Raw genomic sequence first — 17,189 nt, forward strand, 5'->3', positions numbered from 1 at the left:
GACCGTCAATCTAAAAAACCCTAATTCATAATCCGCCTCTCTCCAGTCCCCAAGTCCCCCGTCTCCCTTTCCCCCAGTCTCCCCTCCTCGAACCCCGCAACACGTACCTCGCACCCCTTCATTATCAACAGTCCCCTCGTCTCCCCTTCCCCCAGTCTCCGCACCTCGCAACCCACACTACTCCACTTTCTTCGGCTTAAACCATCCTGCCACCCGTTGCTTTAACCGCTCCCGTAGCGACCTGCTGTGCTGATCACCATAGCCGTATCCGTAACCATATCCATAGCCGTACCCTCTCGCAAAGTCAACATCATTCAACACGACAGCCATATTCTTGAGTTTACCCTCTTCGTACAATTCCTTGGGTATATTCAGCAGACGTTTATCGAGGAAGTTTGCCCGGGTGACATATATCGTCAGGTCAGCATTATGCGCGATGAGCAAGGTGTCCGTCACCAGACCCACCGGTGCCGTATCCACCAATACATAGTCGTAGTGCTCACGTCCAAAGGCGATGATATCATCAAAATGCCCGTTCATCAGCAGCTCGGCCGGATTTGGGGCCACATAGCCCGAATATATGATGTCAAAGTTATAGCCTTCCGGCTTTCGGATGATGATATTGTGTATATCCATATCCGGATTGACCAGGTACTGCGTGATACCTACATTGGTATGCTGCAGATAGGACAGCCCCAGATAATCCAGCACCTTCGGACTGCGGATATCCGCACCGATCAATAGTACGCGTTTGCCCGACATGGACAGGATGCGCGAGAGATTGGTCGCAACGAAGGACTTGCCTTCTCCGGAAGTAGTAGAGGTCACAAAGATCACGGCAGTATCCTTTTTTACGCCCAACATAAAGCTAATATTGGTCCGCAGGATACGGAACGCCTCGGCCAGCGAGCTTCGGTCGTTTTCCTTGACAATGGGTTCTTCCGAGGTCGGCAACTCACCTAATACAGGTGCAGAGAATCTGTCTTCAATATCTTTGCGGCTGTGGATCTTGTTGTCCAGCATGAACTTGACAAACAATATGCCGATCGGCAGGACGATACCTACGACCAATCCGATCAGGTAATAATTGCGCGCCACAGGGGCGATAGGGCCATATCCTTTGGCCGGTTCGATGATCTTGATATTCTCGGGTTTGGCCGAAGCGGCGATCTCCATTTCTTCCCTCTTCTGCAACAGAAACAGGTACATGGCTTCCACAATCTGCTGCTGCCGTGCGATGCTTTTGAAATCATTCTCGTTGCGCGGCACGGAACCGAGATCCGAACGCAGGCTGCGCAACCTATTCTCCACATTGCGCACACCCAGCGTATTGACTTCCAAAGCATTTTCTATAGACGCCTGAAGGTTGTGATACAGCAGACCGATCTGTTCGTTCAATCTGACGACCACGGGGTTTTCCTCCGTAGCAGACTTGAGCAGGCTTTCCCGCTCGAGCAGCAGCCTGTTGAGATTGGCAACGGCAGTCGTGACCTCTGCAGATTGTATACCCAGATTCTCCGGCAGGATCTTCATGCTCTTCTTTTGCACTTCGGCACGGATATAGCGGATCAGCTGCTGTTGGAACTGCAGATCGAACAATTGCTTTTCAAAAGTAGTCAACTCCCCTTGTGCGATACCTGCACTGGTCTCCACATCGACTATCTTATTGCTCGTCTTGAAATCTTCCACCCGCTTATCGACACGCTGCAGATCCTCGGTAATCAGGTTTACCCGTTCGTTGATAAAGCTCGTGGAGGCTGCCGTCACCTTGTTTTTGTCGTTGCTCAGATCCCGGTCATACGCCTGGATCAGATCCCGAAGGATTATTTCGGCCTTTTCTTGCGAGAAAGATGTATAACCAAAATTCAGTATGGTATTGCTTTTCTCCGCTCTACCTACTGTCAATGTACCTTTCAGCTCATTGGCCGTGCTCACTAGCGGCCGTATAGTCACCAAGAAATGTCGGCCGGCTGTAGGTTTGCCATCCATGGGAGAGACCAGTAGCTTTACACCGTCCACGGCAAACGGCTTTCCAACAACTGCTGTTATACCGTTATTACCCTGATTGACCGTCAGATCACTATCCTTGCCAAAGCTGAGCTTGATATCCAATGTCAGTTCCTCCTGCTGCGCTTCTGTTTTGTCCAAGATCTCTAGCGAGAAGGGAAGAGCATCGGCCAAAAGCTCCTTATGGTTGATCCGCCCCATCTCATGGTAGGTGATGTAAAACTTATTTTTCCGTACGACTTCCTGCATCAGCTTACTGGAACGTATGATTTGTATCTGGTCATCCAATGCCGTATTTGAATTGAGCGGTGCCAAGGTTCCCAAGGCCATCAGTTCCGAGGGTGCATTTTCTTTGTCCAGAACCATGACCTTGGCCGAAGCCGCGTATGTACGCTCCGTATAGCGCAGGTATAGATGCGCGATGCACAGGGCCAGTACCACCGCCGCCACGACCCATTTCCAATAATAGCCGTACTGCTCGACAAGCTGGCGGATATCGATCGATTCATCGGCATCCTCCCTGTGGCTGTAGCCCCTATTTTGCTGCGTATCTTGCATATTACTTCAGATTAAAGAGGTTGTAAATGGTCAATCCTGCCCCTATCACCGTCATACCCAAAGATAGGTACCACGGACGTCGGTTGCCCTGTATACCCGTCGTGTTCGGTTCCACATAGATGATATCATTCTGGGTGAGGTAATAAGCAGGTGAATTCAGTATACCGGCGTCCCGGATATCCAGCCGGTATGAACGGCGTTGGGCTCCTTCCTCCCGGATGACGAGGATATCGTTGCGCCTGGCCGTGATCTTCAGATCACCGGACATCGCTATCGCATCCAGTATCGTCGGTCGGTCGTTGTCGCTGAGATCAATCACCTGCGCACCGATATCTCCCAGAATTGTCACACGGAAATTCTCGATCTGCACATCGATTATGGGATCGTTGACATAACGTTTCAGCGCTTCGCGAATAGACTCCACCGTCTGCAGGCGGGTCTTGCCCGCTACATGAACAGCTCCCAGATACGGCAATACCACATTGCCCCCATGATCGACAGTGTACAGGATCTGGTTTGTGGCCCCACCTCCGCCACCTTGTGTCGTATTGACCCGAAAAGGGGCAATGGCCGCTTCATCCGGGCCCGACACATTGATACGCAGCCGGTCCATAGGCTTGATCCTGACGTAATCGACCGAAAAAGCTGAATCCAGCACAGATTGGTTTTGCTGGAAATAGATCACATCCTTTCGGGATGCACAGGAACTGACCAGCAGTAATGCTGAGACAAATGCAACGCATATAGGTAATAGATAATTCCTCATTTGGAGATTGTATTTTTGTTATTCATTGCTTTCGCTTAATCGCTTAACTACTAATCGTCAATCTGAAATCGTAATTCGTAAATCCTCCCCCCCCTCAACTGTACCCTGTCCTCTTTCAACTGTCCTCTAACCTCGTATCCCGCACCTCGCACCCCACAAATATACATTTATTGCTCCAACTGTCCATCAAGCTCAGGAATTTTTTGATAGTCCGACCCAGCCCCGCCTCCCTGTTCGAGGTTTAAAGCTTAACCGTAAATTGTCAATCTTAATTCATAATTTACCCCAAGTCTCCCTCTCTCCCAATCTCCCTCTCCCCAAGTCTCCCAGTCTCCCATCCCCTCTCTCAAAACCAACGCCTTACACTCCGTGCCCATACCACGAGGATAAAAAACAGCAGCCCGCCCCAAACCACAAAACCGACATGCCATCTACTCGTTTTTTTGATCATACCCATCCACGTGGATTCTGCTGCCTGAGATTGCATATAGACGCTATCTGCGGTTTGCATGCACGAAAAGTCCCGTTTCCGGCCTCCTGCTACCCGGAGTGATCCCGACCAACCATACAGCCCACTATCCGGATGAAAATAAAAAAGGCTATCGGTCCTAAAATGCCAGGAATGGGAGGCACTATCCTGTTGCCGAAACAATAGGGTATGATGCTGTTCTTCCCGCCGGTACTGCCGATCGGCTGCCGAATAGCCTGTGATACGGCTTTCCCTAAATGACCGGCAAGCACCAAAAATCAAGATAATCATACTGAAGCACGTGATCCGTTTCATTGTTTTGCTGTTTAAAAACATGATATCCAACATTAATTCTATAATTTATAATCGTAATCCATAATCCCGCATCCCGTAACTGTCCACTCTTCTCTCAGTTATCCCCTATCCAATCCGCCAAAGCATATATTGTAGAAAGATGTCTCCGCCGGGATTCTACCTTATCGCTGCTGTTACCTTCAATCGTGATCAGGTATTGCTCCTGCACACCTTTGACCAAGCCAACATGGTTGATACGTCTGGCGGTGGGGCTGTAGATGCCGAAAATGTCGGCGTAGTGTATGTTATTTTGTAGAGACGCAACATCCCCGAAAATTCGGGACAAGCTTTGCGTCTCTACGATGGTCGCTGATGTAGATCGCATTGCGCCATACGTCCTCGCCTTAGGGAACAGTGCCGGGCTCCAGGGGTTGCGGGGTTGGGATAGCCCGGCCTGTCCGTAGCACCAGGATACAAAGGCAGCGCACCACTGATGGCCTTTGCCCAGATGGGTGTACCGCAGGTATTCTTCTACCCTTTTGCCATCGTTATGGCCTGTGGCCTCGCGTACGCCGATTTCGTTTTGGGCGATGTGGAGGATTCTATCTCGTAGAGACGCAATCCGCCAGTAGTCGGACACAGTGCATTGCGTCTCTACATAGCGATTGCCAGTCCCCACAGCACTGCATACAGCAATAAGAAGAAGACCGAAAAATAAAGGATACACTGTTGCCATGATGATAGTTGGTTGAAATGTGAACGAAATTGTTTTCTGAATACCTTGAAAGGCTGCCAGAGCAGTTCCTGCAACCACAGGCTGCACAGGATGGCGACAAAGCCGCCAATAAGACCAAACAGTAGTACGGACAGTATACCGATGTCCAATATGCCCGCAGCAGGATCAAGCATTTGCAGGATCGGGCCGGACACGACAAAGAGGGTCAATAAACCGATCAGGAGACCAACCTGTAGGGGCAAAACATCTTTTGCCCATCTTAAGAAGCGATGTATGTCCATATAGCCCGGTAAAGGCAGTTTCATTTTCTCTGATCTGTCCCGGACAAACCATGAGGTCTGATGTTGTAGTGTATTCATTTTTTTTGATATTTGTTGGGACGTATCGTATACGCCCGATGTGAAATTGTAAATTTGTAGAGACGCAAAGCATTGCGTCTCTACGTGATGCCGATCCTGATTACGACAGGGTGATCTCGCCGAGGTAGTGACTGGCCGAGGTCTTGACCCCGTTGCGGTGGCCGGTAAATACCCACCCTACGATGCGGTCACCTGCATATACATCCGGCAGCTGGAAGTCCAGCTGGCCATCTGCCCGGGTGCCCGACTCCAGTATACTGAAGAAGGTCCTTTCGACATTGTACAGCAGCAGGATGACCGAGTCGTCGCCAAAGGCATTGAAACGGTTGGTCACCGTATCCCAGGTCATGCTGATCTCCCGCGGTGCGGTCTCCTGCCATTGCACGCCCATGAGGTTGCCCAGACTTCCCCTGGCGATGCTTACGGCCGCATAGTCCAGCTCAAAATCGGGGTAGTCGCCCACGATGCCATGCTTCAGCAGATACTGCATCGCCTTGTTGTACCCGGTGGACTTGGACTGCTGGACATCCGAATAGCCCAGATTGAGCAGGTCCATGATCGGTGACAGAAAAGCGACAGCCAGCCGAAAACGTGCCTGCTGTGCCAATTGATCTTCGGAAGCATTTCTCTTGCTTGGCCTGGCCAAACTGCGTACATAATCTACATTGCGCCAGTTGCTCCCTATCACGTTGCCCACCTTTCCCGAATAGGCTCCATGAATTCCTTTTAAAAATCTTGCCATTGTTCTTTTTTTTTAAAATGTTAAACCATTTGCCTGCATGCTAAGGCGTTGTTTTTGATATCAAGGGCTAAGGTAAAAGGCGACCGGTCACTGGTAAACTTTTGGAACAATTTGGGACAATTTAGGCCTATATAGGACAGTCTGTCTCAAAAAAAGCAGCTCGTTATCAGCTTGAAGGGCATCAGATATTCGGGTCTGCTCCGACAATACTTCGAGATTTGTTCGGGTCCTCTCCGAGACTGCTTCGGCCCATCTTCGGGTCACGTTCGGCAAGTCTTCGGCTGCGCTTCGGGTCGGAGTCGAAGCCCACCCGAAGCCATGCCGAACAACAGTCGAACGAGTCCGGAGGCAGTACCGGAGCAAGGCCAAACCTATCCCGAACGATCCACGATCCCTACCCGAAGCCAGCCCGAAGGCGCAGTGCATCATATCCTACCCCTACGCTTGCTTTCGCGGATCTGTTCCTCCAGATCTTCGAGATAGTAGTAGTGGCGATTACCAAGTATACGGGGCAATAGCCGACCCTCCTTGACAAAACGATAGTAGGTCGAGCGGGATATCCCCAGTATATCCATGACCTCGACGACACTCAACAAAGGCCTTGCCTTAGTCCCGGACACGACTTTTTCGTCCTGCCGGACAGACAAAGTAAGAGATGCATCTTTCAACAATTGGTAGATAGCTTCCAACAGGAGACAGACCCGTTGAAGCAGATGAAATAGATTAGCCATGATAAATTAGATTAAGCGATCATAGGCCGAATCCCACATTTCACTATAATCTTAGGTTTACTGATTTGTCTTTTGGCGAGATACGGGATATCAACAAGCGACCGTGCTGTCCCATCCCACCTGCACCAAAAGATGTCTATGTTCAAAATGTTGCGCTACATTCTTTCTTAGATCTTTACTGACGTTGAGCATCGACGCCGCCTCCAGGTCATCGATATCCATACCCGCCGCAAAGGAGTCCATCACTTCGGTATCCAGTTGGAGCCGGTACTTCGACCGTGCCGAATGGCCTACATGCCACATGTTGACATAGAAGCCTTTGCGTATCTGCACGAACCAGTCGCCTACCGGCCACTCGCGAAGGATGCTCCGGGTGTGTGTCCCGTAGACCTTCTCTCCGGATATAAGATAAAGTACGGATCCCTGCCTACTGAACCGTGCAAACAATATCGTATACAGCACGACCTGCGGCCTGGGATCCTTAGGTGCGGCAAATGACAGAGGGATAGGCCCGGCCGAAGCCTCGGGCGGTATGGCCTTTACCTCCTCATCCTCCTTTCGTGTATAGTGCCGCAGTACAAACCTGACTACGCCCGATACGATCCGGTCGATCAGCCGCAAAAACAGGGCATCGCCGGGACGACGGTAGACCATGGCCGCGTAGCCGCCCACGCAGGCCAGGAATATCCACAAGCCGCTTTTCAGATAGCCCGCCTGCCAAAGGGTCAGCTGCTGCTGCATGAATACGATATGCAGCATGAACAGGTGCAGCAGCACGATCGGCAGGATAGCAACCGCAAAGTAGCCAACATCGTACCATCCGTGTCTTTCATGCAGCCTTTGGTCTATACGGAATACAAAGAAAAAGTAGTAGCTCAGGGATATCCAGACGATGTATCCCCACAGCAGTGCAATGGTTACTATCCAGAAAAGCCAAAAGGAAGGTGCAGACAGGTAGTGCCCAAATCTCCAGAACTTGGTGTTGGTATTGATCAGGTAAGCGACAACGACCGATCCCACAAGTGTCTTTGCTGCCAATGCTCTCATGCTCGGTTAGAGGTTTGTTTGCGAACAATTCACAAGATAGCAAAAAACAACTTATAAAGCAATTTTATTTCCCCAATTGTAATTATTACAATTAAAAAACAACCTCTCTGCCTGAAAGGCAAACGCATCTATTTTGTCTGTATTATAATGGTAAAAACGGAGGGTTATTTTATTCAATTAAATCCTGTTTATTCCACCCCACTTCCTCTCCGTCTTCATAGCCAGACGGGCCTAGTCCTTGGAAAGCACCCAAGGACCAAGGTGCTGTGCCCATTTCAAGGCATCCTGCCGCACAATTCCGAGGCTCAATAGCCCTGCAACTGCTGCCCTTGGTTTTGTCTCCCTAGGGCCTTTGCCCTCAATCCCATAGACAAAACTGAACGGAGCTAGGGGCATCCCACCGCTCAGTCTCCCGTTGCAGGGCTATTCCTGCCGATGCTGGTGAAATGGGCGTGCGCAGTCCACAACGCTTGGCTTTACCTGCACATCAATACGTTGTCTGCAAGCCAGCGTAAGAAGCGTCATACGAGGTCTCCACTCCTCCAAACCCTACACACTGGACTTGTATGACTTGCATTGTGCAAAATGTACGGACAGAAAGACAGGAGTTCCACGGGCTTGCTGTCCAAATGAATCAAGGTCGTTTTTGAGGATAGTGCATCAACAAGAGCCTATACTAAAAGCACTGTCCGTACAAATACTTAAAATGCCGCCTCCGGATATTTGACAATAGCAGGATGATGCACTAACATTGTGTCAAATGTCCGAAGCGGCGAGTTTTTTGGGTACTTTTTAGCGGAAACCACGAAGTAGCATGAGTGCCAATGAAAACAGACACTCACGAATAAAAAGTACCTGCCCGTCCGGCATGAGGACAAAGAAAAACTGACTAAATTAACCCTCCGTTTTTAGCCTATCCCTAGACTACAATAAGATGCCATACCTGGTTTCTTTCTCCCACTTATGTAGGTATGCCTGGGTGGCATACGAATAATACCCCGTGCGCTATCGTGACGTACGACCTTACCGTGTTTTTCCACAAATCTACCGACTCGTCGGCCAAACCTACCGACTTGTCGTGATTTGCTTTGTGTACTTTTTCGGACTTGCTTTTATTTGCAGCGTGTTGCAACACATGAATTGATTATAAACTAAAAAAAACACAGAAAATGAAACACACCTTTGACAATGCAGGCGTGGCCTCCGTACAGGCTGCCCTGCTCTCGCTTCCCACGAACGAACGGGAGCTGGAACTACAGGCTATCCGCGACGACTTCCGGGCATGGATGGCTGCGCATTTTGACCTCAGTGCTTCGCAGCTCCAACAGCTGGATGACATGCCGGCCGCATTCCGCCAGCACGTGGCAGACCACATCGCCGACACGTGGGCGAGCGGGAGCCTGATCGCTTTCTTCAAAGAGCCGACGGTGTCCGCCCGACACCATGAGCCCCGTGACAAGGATTTCATCATCTTCCCCAAGAAGCGGCAGGTCTACAACATGGACACCCATGCCCTGGACGAAGAGACCGGACTCGACATCCGGATCCTGTACAGGGATTAGGACTTTTATTTTGCGCTACACCACCGCCATGTACCGAATCCCATGGCGGTTGGTTTTGTTGTACAGCCCTATTATCCCCCCGCCATGTCCACACTACGTGCCAACAATCCCGGACTGTGCTTTCTGATCAGCTATTGGTCCAGGTACTGCACGCTCGAGCCCTGGCATACGGACTGGGCAAAGCAGCATATCCGTGTCCCGGACAGCCTGCGCAAAGGTCAGGCACTATACCTCGAGGGCGAACGCCAAAAGAACGTCTACCTCGTCGCACGCGGACTGCTCGCCCGTGTGCGCTACAACGACAAGGGAAAGCGGCAGATCCTGAGCGTGGCACTGCCGGGTATGGCGCTGATGACGACAGATCACCTGTACAGCCGTACGCCGAGTAAAGGGGATATCGTGGTACTGCGATCAAACAGTATCATCATAGAAATTCCCTATCGTGCGATCAAGGATTTTAAGGAAAGAGAACCACATATCGACACCCTGATCGATGTACTGGGCAATAAGAAGCGAAAACAGCTAGCCAGACTGCGATCGGTCACACACGGCCATAAACCCTACCTGTGCTATCAACATTTTATCACGCAGATGCCCGACCTTTTCCAGACATTAAAACATGCCGAGGTAGCTGATCTATTGGGCATCTCCCTGTCGACGGTACTACGGGGATACAAAAATCTGTAAATCTACAAAACACACCCAAAAACAGTGTCACCATTGACGCCAAAAACGACCATAATGTATTTCGACCTTTGAAATGTAGATATTCAATAAAAGGCAACATTTATGAAAACTGTCGATATACATACACGATCACGAAGCCAACGATCAGGGGACTGGCTGTCTTCCCGATGGAGGACAGCCAGATCCCTGAACACAAAGCAAACCCTCATCACCTGTACCGTACTGCTTACGATACTGCTTTTTATGTACACTGCGGTGAGCAAGCTATTGGAGTATGACAAGTTCGTCTTTCAGATGCGCCGTGTACCCCTACCCTTCATGCAATCGTGGGCTCCTTTTATCGGGCGCGCAATACCATTGGTTGAACTGGTACTGGTAGGCTTACTTTTTATAGACAGAACCCGTTATTGGGGGTTGATATGTTCACTACTGCTGATGGTATCCTTCGAAATCTACATCCTTTGGATGAAGATATTGGAAATACAGACAGGTGTCCGGCTGCCCTGTTCGTGCGGTGGGATAGTCTCAAAAATGAACTGGACAGAACACCTGCTGTTTAATGCCGTCTTCGTCTGCTTGTTAGCCCTATCCGTTTACTATGAGCGGAAAAAGAGGCGATCCAAAACTGCTTAGGAATTTTTAATCCTATATTTTTTAACCCTTTAATTTTTATAGCCATGAAAAAGCTACGTTTAAAATCAAAAATCCTGCTGGGTGCCATCCTGATGGGTGGCATGGCAGCAGGTGCACATGCATTTTCTAACCTGCCAAATCCTGCCGACCCTACGTACAGATGGACGTCCTCTCCGGATGCACCTAACCATCCTTCGGAAGTTCTTGACAATGCTACGGCCGAGACAGCCAAGGGTTACTTTGAATGTGACGGAGATGGGGAGACATGTGCAACAGGAACCCTCGTTTCGGGCGATCCGGGATCACCCGCCACCGCCGAAATCAAACTGGAGGAATAGTGTGTTAACCGACATCCTCCAAAATCGCGAAACCAAGGATATGAGTCTAACTCATATCCTTTATTATTGTGATCTTATATCTATCTCTTTGCTGTCGAACATGGATGCCATGTTTTACTTCGATCAATTTCTTGATTTCCCCGTAGGTAAGTTTCCTTTGTCTAAAATCGAGATCGATACTAATCCTCATTCCTCCCGTACGGTCTATAAACGGAGGGTCTGCCGGTTTGGCTCTTATATTCTCCTTCAATTGCTCGTTAAGGTATTCCAGAAGAAACAAAACGCTGACGTTCTTTGCAACGAGTCCGTTCTCGTCTAGTTTTAAAACCGTCGAATCATTTTCGTCCTGCCTTGGCATGGACATGTCGTCCGCCGTGATGATACTGCACAGGATACTGTCCTCAACGACTTCTACCTCAAGGTCAAAAATCCTTTTCAGATCGTCCAGCATATAGGCATAAAACAGCGTATCTTTTACAGGTCTTGGCATCCTCAGCTCGTAACAGTGATTGTTCTCTGCTCTCAATTCGTCGCGAGAATTATATTTTGACCTTTTAAAGCTCATAGGTGCCATTGACGAATTAAAAAAACGTAATGAATCCCTGGTCACGATCCTCATCCTTCCATAGTGATCTTTCGATGATCTCCCTCTACCTACAGCCATCCACAACATACTGCTAAGCAAATCATTATAGTGAAATACCCGTACGATCTTTTGCTTGTCGGCATATCCTCCTGCGGGTTGAACGGTATGCCCACTGACGATTCCATCGATGCGCTTTGTCACAATAGACCGATATTCAAACTCACTGTCACTCATGTGAAAAGGTTTGAAAACATCAAAATTAGTGATATCGTTCTTGTTTTTGACCCTTAACGGTTTGCGCTCTATAAATGCAAGGATATTATCTCTGCCCATATAGTCCCCTCCGGTGATATATTGTACTGTTCCTGCCGCATCTATCCAGACATTATGTGGCAATATCCGATGGGGGAAGTATTTGATCCATGAGGTATCCATCGTGACAAACTTCAGTCGCCCTCCCTTCAGATCCTCGTTACGCCCAAGGAAAGCCTCGACTTTTTGGGCATCTTCATAAGTGACCGAGACTATATTGATCCTGTCCGTTTCCTTTAGGATAGAATCCAACAGTTTCAGTTCTTTGATACACGGCAGGCACCATGTCGCCCAAAAATTTATGATCGTAGGTTTCGACCCCTCTTTCGAATCAAGGTTCAGCTCTTGCCATAGCTGTTCTGGAATTTTATCTCCGATGCCCAGTTCATTGGTTTGAGCTGTGCAGACATTGGCCATGGACAACAAACAAAGTAAGAAAACGGCGATGATATTAGTGATAGCCTTCATTTTGTACTAGATTAGTGTTATACGTTAGTTCTGACGCAGGGATTGGCAATCTTCCGGATTCGCCATCTACCCATGTCTCCTTGTATGCTCCCATTACAGTGTTCAGCCTTCCTATCCTTTTTAGGTCGACAAACCGCTTTGCCCATTCTCCGAACAGTTCGACCCGCCTCTCTTGGTATATGGCTTCCAAACAGCTTGCCTTGTCCATATCGTCGGCAAGGTTCGTAAGTCCGGCTCTTGCTCTGACAACATTTAGATCGGCAATCGCTCCCTCTGTATCTTCCAGATGGGCTTTAGCTTCGGCACGGACCAGGTACTGCTCACTGGCCCGCAGCACGACGAGATACTCCGGCGTGGTATTGGATGCTGAGCGATTCTTGTATTTGTACGGAAACCAATAGGATTGTGTTGCCCCATTGGTGGTCACGTCATTTTTGCCAAGCCAATTACGCTGACGAAGATCATCGTTTTCAAACGCCGCATATAGCGCATCCGTGACGATAAACCTCGGTAAAGATGTCCGGGAAGAAGGAATCAACGTTGAAGCGTCACTGATGAATCCGTTCAATCTCCATAGCTGTAAAATCGTTTCCCTGCTGTTTGCCAAAAAAACATCATCAATATCGTTGACAGGTGTGTACATTCCCGAATTTAAAACAGCATCTGCTTCGTCAAATGCTTCCTGCCAACGCTGTTGGTACAGGTACACCTGCGCGAGCAATGCACATGCTGACCACCTATTTGCCCTGACTTTATCGCCGCTTGGATAATCGGCAGAAAGCCCCTTTTTGGCATCGGTCAAATCTGCTATGATCTGAGAAAATACGCCGACACTGTCCACTTGGGAAGCGGTCCTGTTTTCATCAACGTCAGTTGTCAACAACAGGGGGATGTTTTCATACAGTGTATAAAGGTGATAGTAGCAAAATGCACGGACAAACTTGACTTCATTTATCAGCATATTCTTTGTTTTTTCATTTAATACATCACTATCGCTTGCCCGCTCCAGGATATCGTTGCAGGAATATATGATTTCATAAAATGTGCTCCATATATTGGTGTTTGTACCATTATTGGCCGAAAGACGCCCATCGTAAAACTCTTCATTGAGCGCAGTATATCCATACTCATCCGTGTATAGGCTGATATATTTATTGTAGTTCGTGTTCAGGCCGTTTGCAAGGGTATAATATACATTGCCCAATGCCGAGATAGCTGACAGCGAATCTGCAAAAACCTTGTCCGTAGTAAGCTGGTTTCTGGGTGTCTCCACCTCCAATAGCTTTGAACAGCCGGACAATGCCATAAGAAAAACGGCTGAGCAAGCGATCAGTATTATCTTGTAGTTGTTCATTTTACTTTTCTTTAAAGTGATAGTTTTATTCCAAAAAATATTGACTTGATCGGCGGAACTGCTGCGGCAAAAGCACTGTTCCCACCTATTTCCGGATCCAAAACCGGGATATTGCTATCCCAGATGGTCAACAGGTTCTGTGCTTCCACCGAAACCCCGATCGATTGACAGCCCAATCTTCTGGAGACTGTACCCGGCAGGGAATAGGACAGGGAAACGTTTTTCAGCCTGAAATATGGTACGGTAAAGAAATTGCCACTTGATTCACCATAGTTGCCTGTATCGCTCCGGTAGGTTGAAGATACCTTAGGTATGGTCGTCTGATCGCCTACATTTTTCCACCTGTCCCCAAGGATGGCATATCCGTTAAATATGCGATAGCCGAATTGGTTAAACATGAGGTTGCCAAAATGGGATTGTCTCGCAAACTGCCCAAAAAGACTAAGCCGGATGTTTTTATATGAAAACTGGTTTCCGATACCCCCATAAAAATCAGGGGTTCGTTTGCCCAATGTGTGATACCTATATGGAGTTGCACCATTCGAAACCTGTCCATCTTCATCCGCAAACTGGCCAATACCTGTCTCTGCATCTACACCGACAAGGTGATAGCCGTAGACCCTTGTTATATCATAACCGATCTTATGGGTATTCGCATAGCTGCTGTTCTCGATGTTTTCAAATGAGACGAGCCTGTTCTTTGGCAATGTGATATTGGCCGTGGCCGTCCATCGAAAGTGCGGGCCTTCTAGTATGCGTGCATTCAGGTCAAACTCCCATCCCGTATTCTGAACGGTGGCCGGAAGATTGGCCTGATAACTGGCAAAACCTGTGATTCGCGGCAATGGATAATCCACAAGTTGATTGTTGCTACGGTTTTTGTAATAGTTGGCCGTCAGGAGTATCCTGTCCTTTATAAAGCCCAATTCGGTCGCTACTTCAAATTTTCTGGTCACTTCCCAATGGAACTGGCTGTTGAATATCCGGCTCGGACTCAAGATAGCTATATTCTGATAGCTGTTTGAGCCTCTCGTTCTATATGTGGACAGATACTCGTAGTCACTTATCTGGTCGTTGCCCGTCAAGCCATAACTTGCCCTTAACTTCCCAAAACTCAAAAAACCATTGTCCTGACCGAACCACTTCTCTTTTGAGAACAGCCAAGCACCTCCTATGGAATAGAAGTTGCCAAAGCGATTTCCGGGCCCGAACCGGCTGCTCCCGTCGCGTCTTGCAGTGACATTAACGATATATCTGTCCTGTAGGCTGTAGGTCGCACGGCCAAATGCAGAGACATATCTGTATTCGGTAAAAGTATTGGTCCTTGCGTCCATCGTCCCTGCCGAGGCCAGATTTTCCATTAAGGACTCGTTTGTAAAGTTCGATACATGCAAGAACAATCTATCCGTAGCGCGGGACTGATAGGTACCTCCGATCAATACCTGCAACTTGGACGTGGAAAATTCTTTTCTGTATTCAGCCTGGGGTTCGACGATATAGGAAGTCGCTGAATTTTCGCCGAAGTACGTGTAATTGGTCATCCCTGTGGTCAATGACCTGCCCGGAAATATCTGTTTCTGGTCCAATGTCCTGCGGTTATACCCTCCGCTCACTTTCAGCTCCAATCCCATCGGCAGTGTATAGCCGGCAAGAAGATTTCCAACAAAATTGTGCGTCGCCGAATGGCCTCTTGCGAGTAGTTCAGCCTCTAAGTTTGAGCCTACATACCAATTGAAGCTCCCATCATCATTTGTCAAGGGATAGTTGGGTGCAAGCAAAAACATCGCTCCGGCATTATTCGCCGGATTCGCCATATCGCTCTTGTCCATGTTATAAATGGACGAAAGGTTGATCTTGAACCGGCCATTGTCCGAAAGATGGTTTATATTGGATCGCAGTCCTCCCTTGCTATAGGTATTGTCTCCACGCAGGATCGTCCCCTCTGTCCTGAAATTTCCGCCTATATTGAAACCGGTGTTGCTGTTTCCTCCTGAGACCGAGAGCTGGGTATTTGTGAGGCTGGCTGTGTTTCCATAGATATAATCGTACCAATCTGTACCCTCTGTCTGGCTCCAAACGGTAAGATCGGGGGCATAGTCCGGCGATGCAGGATCGGCAGACGGTACTCTGTTGTCGTTTGCAAATGCTTCATTTCGCAATGCCAGATATTGTTCTAAGCTGAGCAGTTCGGGATGATCCGCGACTTGGCTAAATCCATGACCGATATCGAGATTTACCCGTGTCCCTCCCGATTTGCCTTTTTTCGTCGTGATCAGTACGACACCATTGCTTCCGCGGCTACCATAGATCGCCGTAGCGTCTGCATCTTTTAACACTGTGATATTTTCTATATCATTTGGGTTTAGGATGTTTAAAGGACTGACCGCCCCCACAATGCTACCTGACGATATGGTCGTTCCTTTATTGATCGCCTCCCCATCATACGGTACACCATCTATGATGTACAGCGGATCGGTACCTGCCTGTATAGATCCTGTCCCCCGTATCTGTATGTTGATGTTGCCGCCGGGCAGTCCATTGGTGGTCTGTACGAATACCCCGGGCATCCTGCCGCTCAATGCGGACAGTACATTGGTGACGGGCTGTTGCTCGATTTCCTTTGCCGAGATGCTCACGACACTACCCGTGTTGAACCGCCTGGTGGTCTGCCCGTAACCGATGACCTGCACCTCGTCAATGGCCAGCGTGGTATCGGTGGTGTCCTTGATCTGTCGGATGGTCTGCCCGGGAGCAGCCCCAGACCCTTCGACTTCGCTCAGGGCTCGGGACTGCGGTCGGGCATGGTTAAACAAACACAGGAAACATAATAACAATGGTAGGGGCAAAAAATATTTTGCCCATAAATGATTGTTTGTCCGTACCGATTGGGCGAAAGATGTTTGGGCGAAAGATGTTTCGCCCCTACGTATGGAACGCAACCACATGTGCAGATACATCTGCACCGATCGGGGTATGCCGACCTCACCGCGTTGTACGGCGGACGTGTGTTTTAATCGTCTTTTTCGTTGGCATTGTGGTTTTCGTTCGTTTCGTAGAGACGCAATGCATTGCGTCTCTACATGGGGTGATATTTTGGGCATGGAATGCCCACCCTCATAAAAATCCTTCATTTTTTTGTGGTTTCATAATGACCTCCGATCCTGGCAACGCTTTAGAAGGCTACCAACCCTCCTGTCCGGCCAGATGCCAAGCCATCGGTCTAATAAGTTAATTGTCAATGGGGTATCGGAATGCTGAAAATGCGTATTTATAAATAAGGTTTAAAATTGTAATCGTGCAGCATTTACCGTTATATGGAAGCCTGCCGAACTATTCGGGGGCGGAAATAAGGTTTTTGTAAAGTTGTTTTTTCATACTCACAACGTTATAATCGTGAGTCTCTTTTGGTAAGGGAACTATAGCTGGGCTCCTATCAACCGCACAGCAAGGTTCCGACGCCTTTCAGAAACGGATTTACGATAGTCGCCCATGCGCTATAGCGTGTATCAAATGTACACAAAATATCGACATGGGCATTAA

Annotated in this window: 17 protein-coding genes; 4 read left to right on the plus strand and 13 right to left on the minus strand. The window is 48.6% G+C overall.

The annotated features are described in order from the left end of the window. Positions 1-177: 177 nt before the first annotated feature. From G5B00_RS08315 to G5B00_RS08360, 10 genes are all read right to left on the minus strand, one after another. Positions 178-2,565, minus strand: a complete 2,388-nt coding sequence (locus G5B00_RS08315) for a GumC family protein (RefSeq protein WP_163873340.1) — start codon at positions 2,563-2,565, stop codon at positions 178-180. Between the two features lies 1 nt (position 2,566). Next, positions 2,567-3,331 (minus strand): polysaccharide biosynthesis/export family protein, encoded by a 765-nt coding sequence (locus G5B00_RS08320; protein ID WP_163873342.1) that lies wholly within the window; start codon positions 3,329-3,331, stop codon positions 2,567-2,569. A gap of 346 nt (positions 3,332-3,677) precedes the next feature. Continuing rightward, complete coding sequence (locus G5B00_RS08325) at positions 3,678-4,115, minus strand: hypothetical protein (protein ID WP_163873345.1); 438 nt, start codon at positions 4,113-4,115, stop codon at positions 3,678-3,680. Positions 4,116-4,209: 94 nt separating this feature from the next. After that, positions 4,210-4,830, minus strand: coding sequence for a CHAP domain-containing protein (locus G5B00_RS08330; protein ID WP_205966365.1), 621 nt, complete (start codon positions 4,828-4,830; stop codon positions 4,210-4,212). Beyond that, positions 4,749-5,189 carry a hypothetical protein gene (locus G5B00_RS08335; RefSeq protein WP_163873348.1) on the minus strand — a complete coding sequence of 147 codons (441 nt, stop codon included), beginning with the start codon at positions 5,187-5,189 and terminating at the stop codon, positions 4,749-4,751. The genes G5B00_RS08330 and G5B00_RS08335 overlap by 82 nt, the downstream gene beginning before the upstream one ends. A 100-nt stretch (positions 5,190-5,289) precedes the next feature. Then, positions 5,290-5,931, minus strand: a complete 642-nt coding sequence (locus G5B00_RS08340) for a DUF6266 family protein (protein ID WP_163873350.1) — start codon at positions 5,929-5,931, stop codon at positions 5,290-5,292. An 87-nt stretch (positions 5,932-6,018) separates the two neighbouring features. Next, a complete protein-coding gene (locus G5B00_RS08345) occupies positions 6,019-6,360 on the minus strand; it encodes a hypothetical protein (RefSeq protein ID WP_163873353.1) in 342 nt (113 codons plus the stop codon). Then, positions 6,357-6,662 carry a helix-turn-helix domain-containing protein gene (locus G5B00_RS08350; RefSeq protein ID WP_163873356.1) on the minus strand — a complete coding sequence of 102 codons (306 nt, stop codon included), beginning with the start codon at positions 6,660-6,662 and terminating at the stop codon, positions 6,357-6,359. Before G5B00_RS08350 ends, G5B00_RS08345 begins: the two co-directional genes overlap by 4 nt. A gap of 90 nt (positions 6,663-6,752) precedes the next feature. Next, complete coding sequence (locus tag G5B00_RS08355) at positions 6,753-7,709, minus strand: hypothetical protein (protein WP_163873358.1); 957 nt, start codon at positions 7,707-7,709, stop codon at positions 6,753-6,755. A 231-nt stretch (positions 7,710-7,940) separates the two neighbouring features. Next, a complete protein-coding gene (locus G5B00_RS08360; RefSeq protein WP_163873360.1) occupies positions 7,941-8,105 on the minus strand; it encodes a hypothetical protein in 165 nt (54 codons plus the stop codon). Positions 8,106-8,878: 773 nt separating this feature from the next. On the opposite strand from G5B00_RS08360, the gene G5B00_RS08365 reads away from it, so the two are divergent. The 4 genes from G5B00_RS08365 (at position 8,879) to G5B00_RS08380 (ending at position 10,929) form a co-directional block, all read left to right on the plus strand. Continuing rightward, on the plus strand, positions 8,879-9,271 hold the full coding sequence (locus G5B00_RS08365; protein ID WP_163873363.1) for a hypothetical protein: 393 nt from the start codon (positions 8,879-8,881) through the stop codon (positions 9,269-9,271). A gap of 42 nt (positions 9,272-9,313) precedes the next feature. Beyond that, positions 9,314-9,958 carry a Crp/Fnr family transcriptional regulator gene (locus tag G5B00_RS08370; protein ID WP_163873366.1) on the plus strand — a complete coding sequence of 215 codons (645 nt, stop codon included), beginning with the start codon at positions 9,314-9,316 and terminating at the stop codon, positions 9,956-9,958. A gap of 102 nt (positions 9,959-10,060) precedes the next feature. After that, on the plus strand, positions 10,061-10,591 hold the full coding sequence (locus tag G5B00_RS08375) for a MauE/DoxX family redox-associated membrane protein (RefSeq protein WP_163873369.1): 531 nt from the start codon (positions 10,061-10,063) through the stop codon (positions 10,589-10,591). 44 nt (positions 10,592-10,635) lie between these two features. Beyond that, positions 10,636-10,929 (plus strand): hypothetical protein, encoded by a 294-nt coding sequence (locus G5B00_RS08380; RefSeq protein ID WP_163873373.1) that lies wholly within the window; start codon positions 10,636-10,638, stop codon positions 10,927-10,929. A gap of 46 nt (positions 10,930-10,975) precedes the next feature. On the opposite strand, the gene G5B00_RS08385 is transcribed toward G5B00_RS08380, so the two are convergent. Genes G5B00_RS08385 through G5B00_RS08395 form a run of 3 tightly spaced genes read right to left on the minus strand, consistent with a single transcriptional unit; the run spans position 10,976 to position 16,780 of the window. Further along, entirely contained in the window at positions 10,976-12,295 is a 1,320-nt protein-coding gene (locus G5B00_RS08385) for a TlpA family protein disulfide reductase (protein ID WP_163873376.1), read from the minus strand. Then, positions 12,279-13,649, minus strand: a complete 1,371-nt coding sequence (locus G5B00_RS08390) for a RagB/SusD family nutrient uptake outer membrane protein (protein ID WP_163873380.1) — start codon at positions 13,647-13,649, stop codon at positions 12,279-12,281. Before G5B00_RS08390 ends, G5B00_RS08385 begins: the two co-directional genes overlap by 17 nt. Positions 13,650-13,660: 11 nt before the next feature. Next, positions 13,661-16,780: a SusC/RagA family TonB-linked outer membrane protein gene (locus tag G5B00_RS08395; protein WP_163873384.1), complete on the minus strand. Its 3,120-nt coding sequence runs from the start codon at positions 16,778-16,780 to the stop codon at positions 13,661-13,663. Positions 16,781-17,189: the final 409 nt, after the last annotated feature.

Source organism: Parapedobacter sp. SGR-10, from assembly GCF_011030405.1.
Classification (GTDB): Bacteria; Bacteroidota; Bacteroidia; order Sphingobacteriales; family Sphingobacteriaceae; genus Sphingobacterium.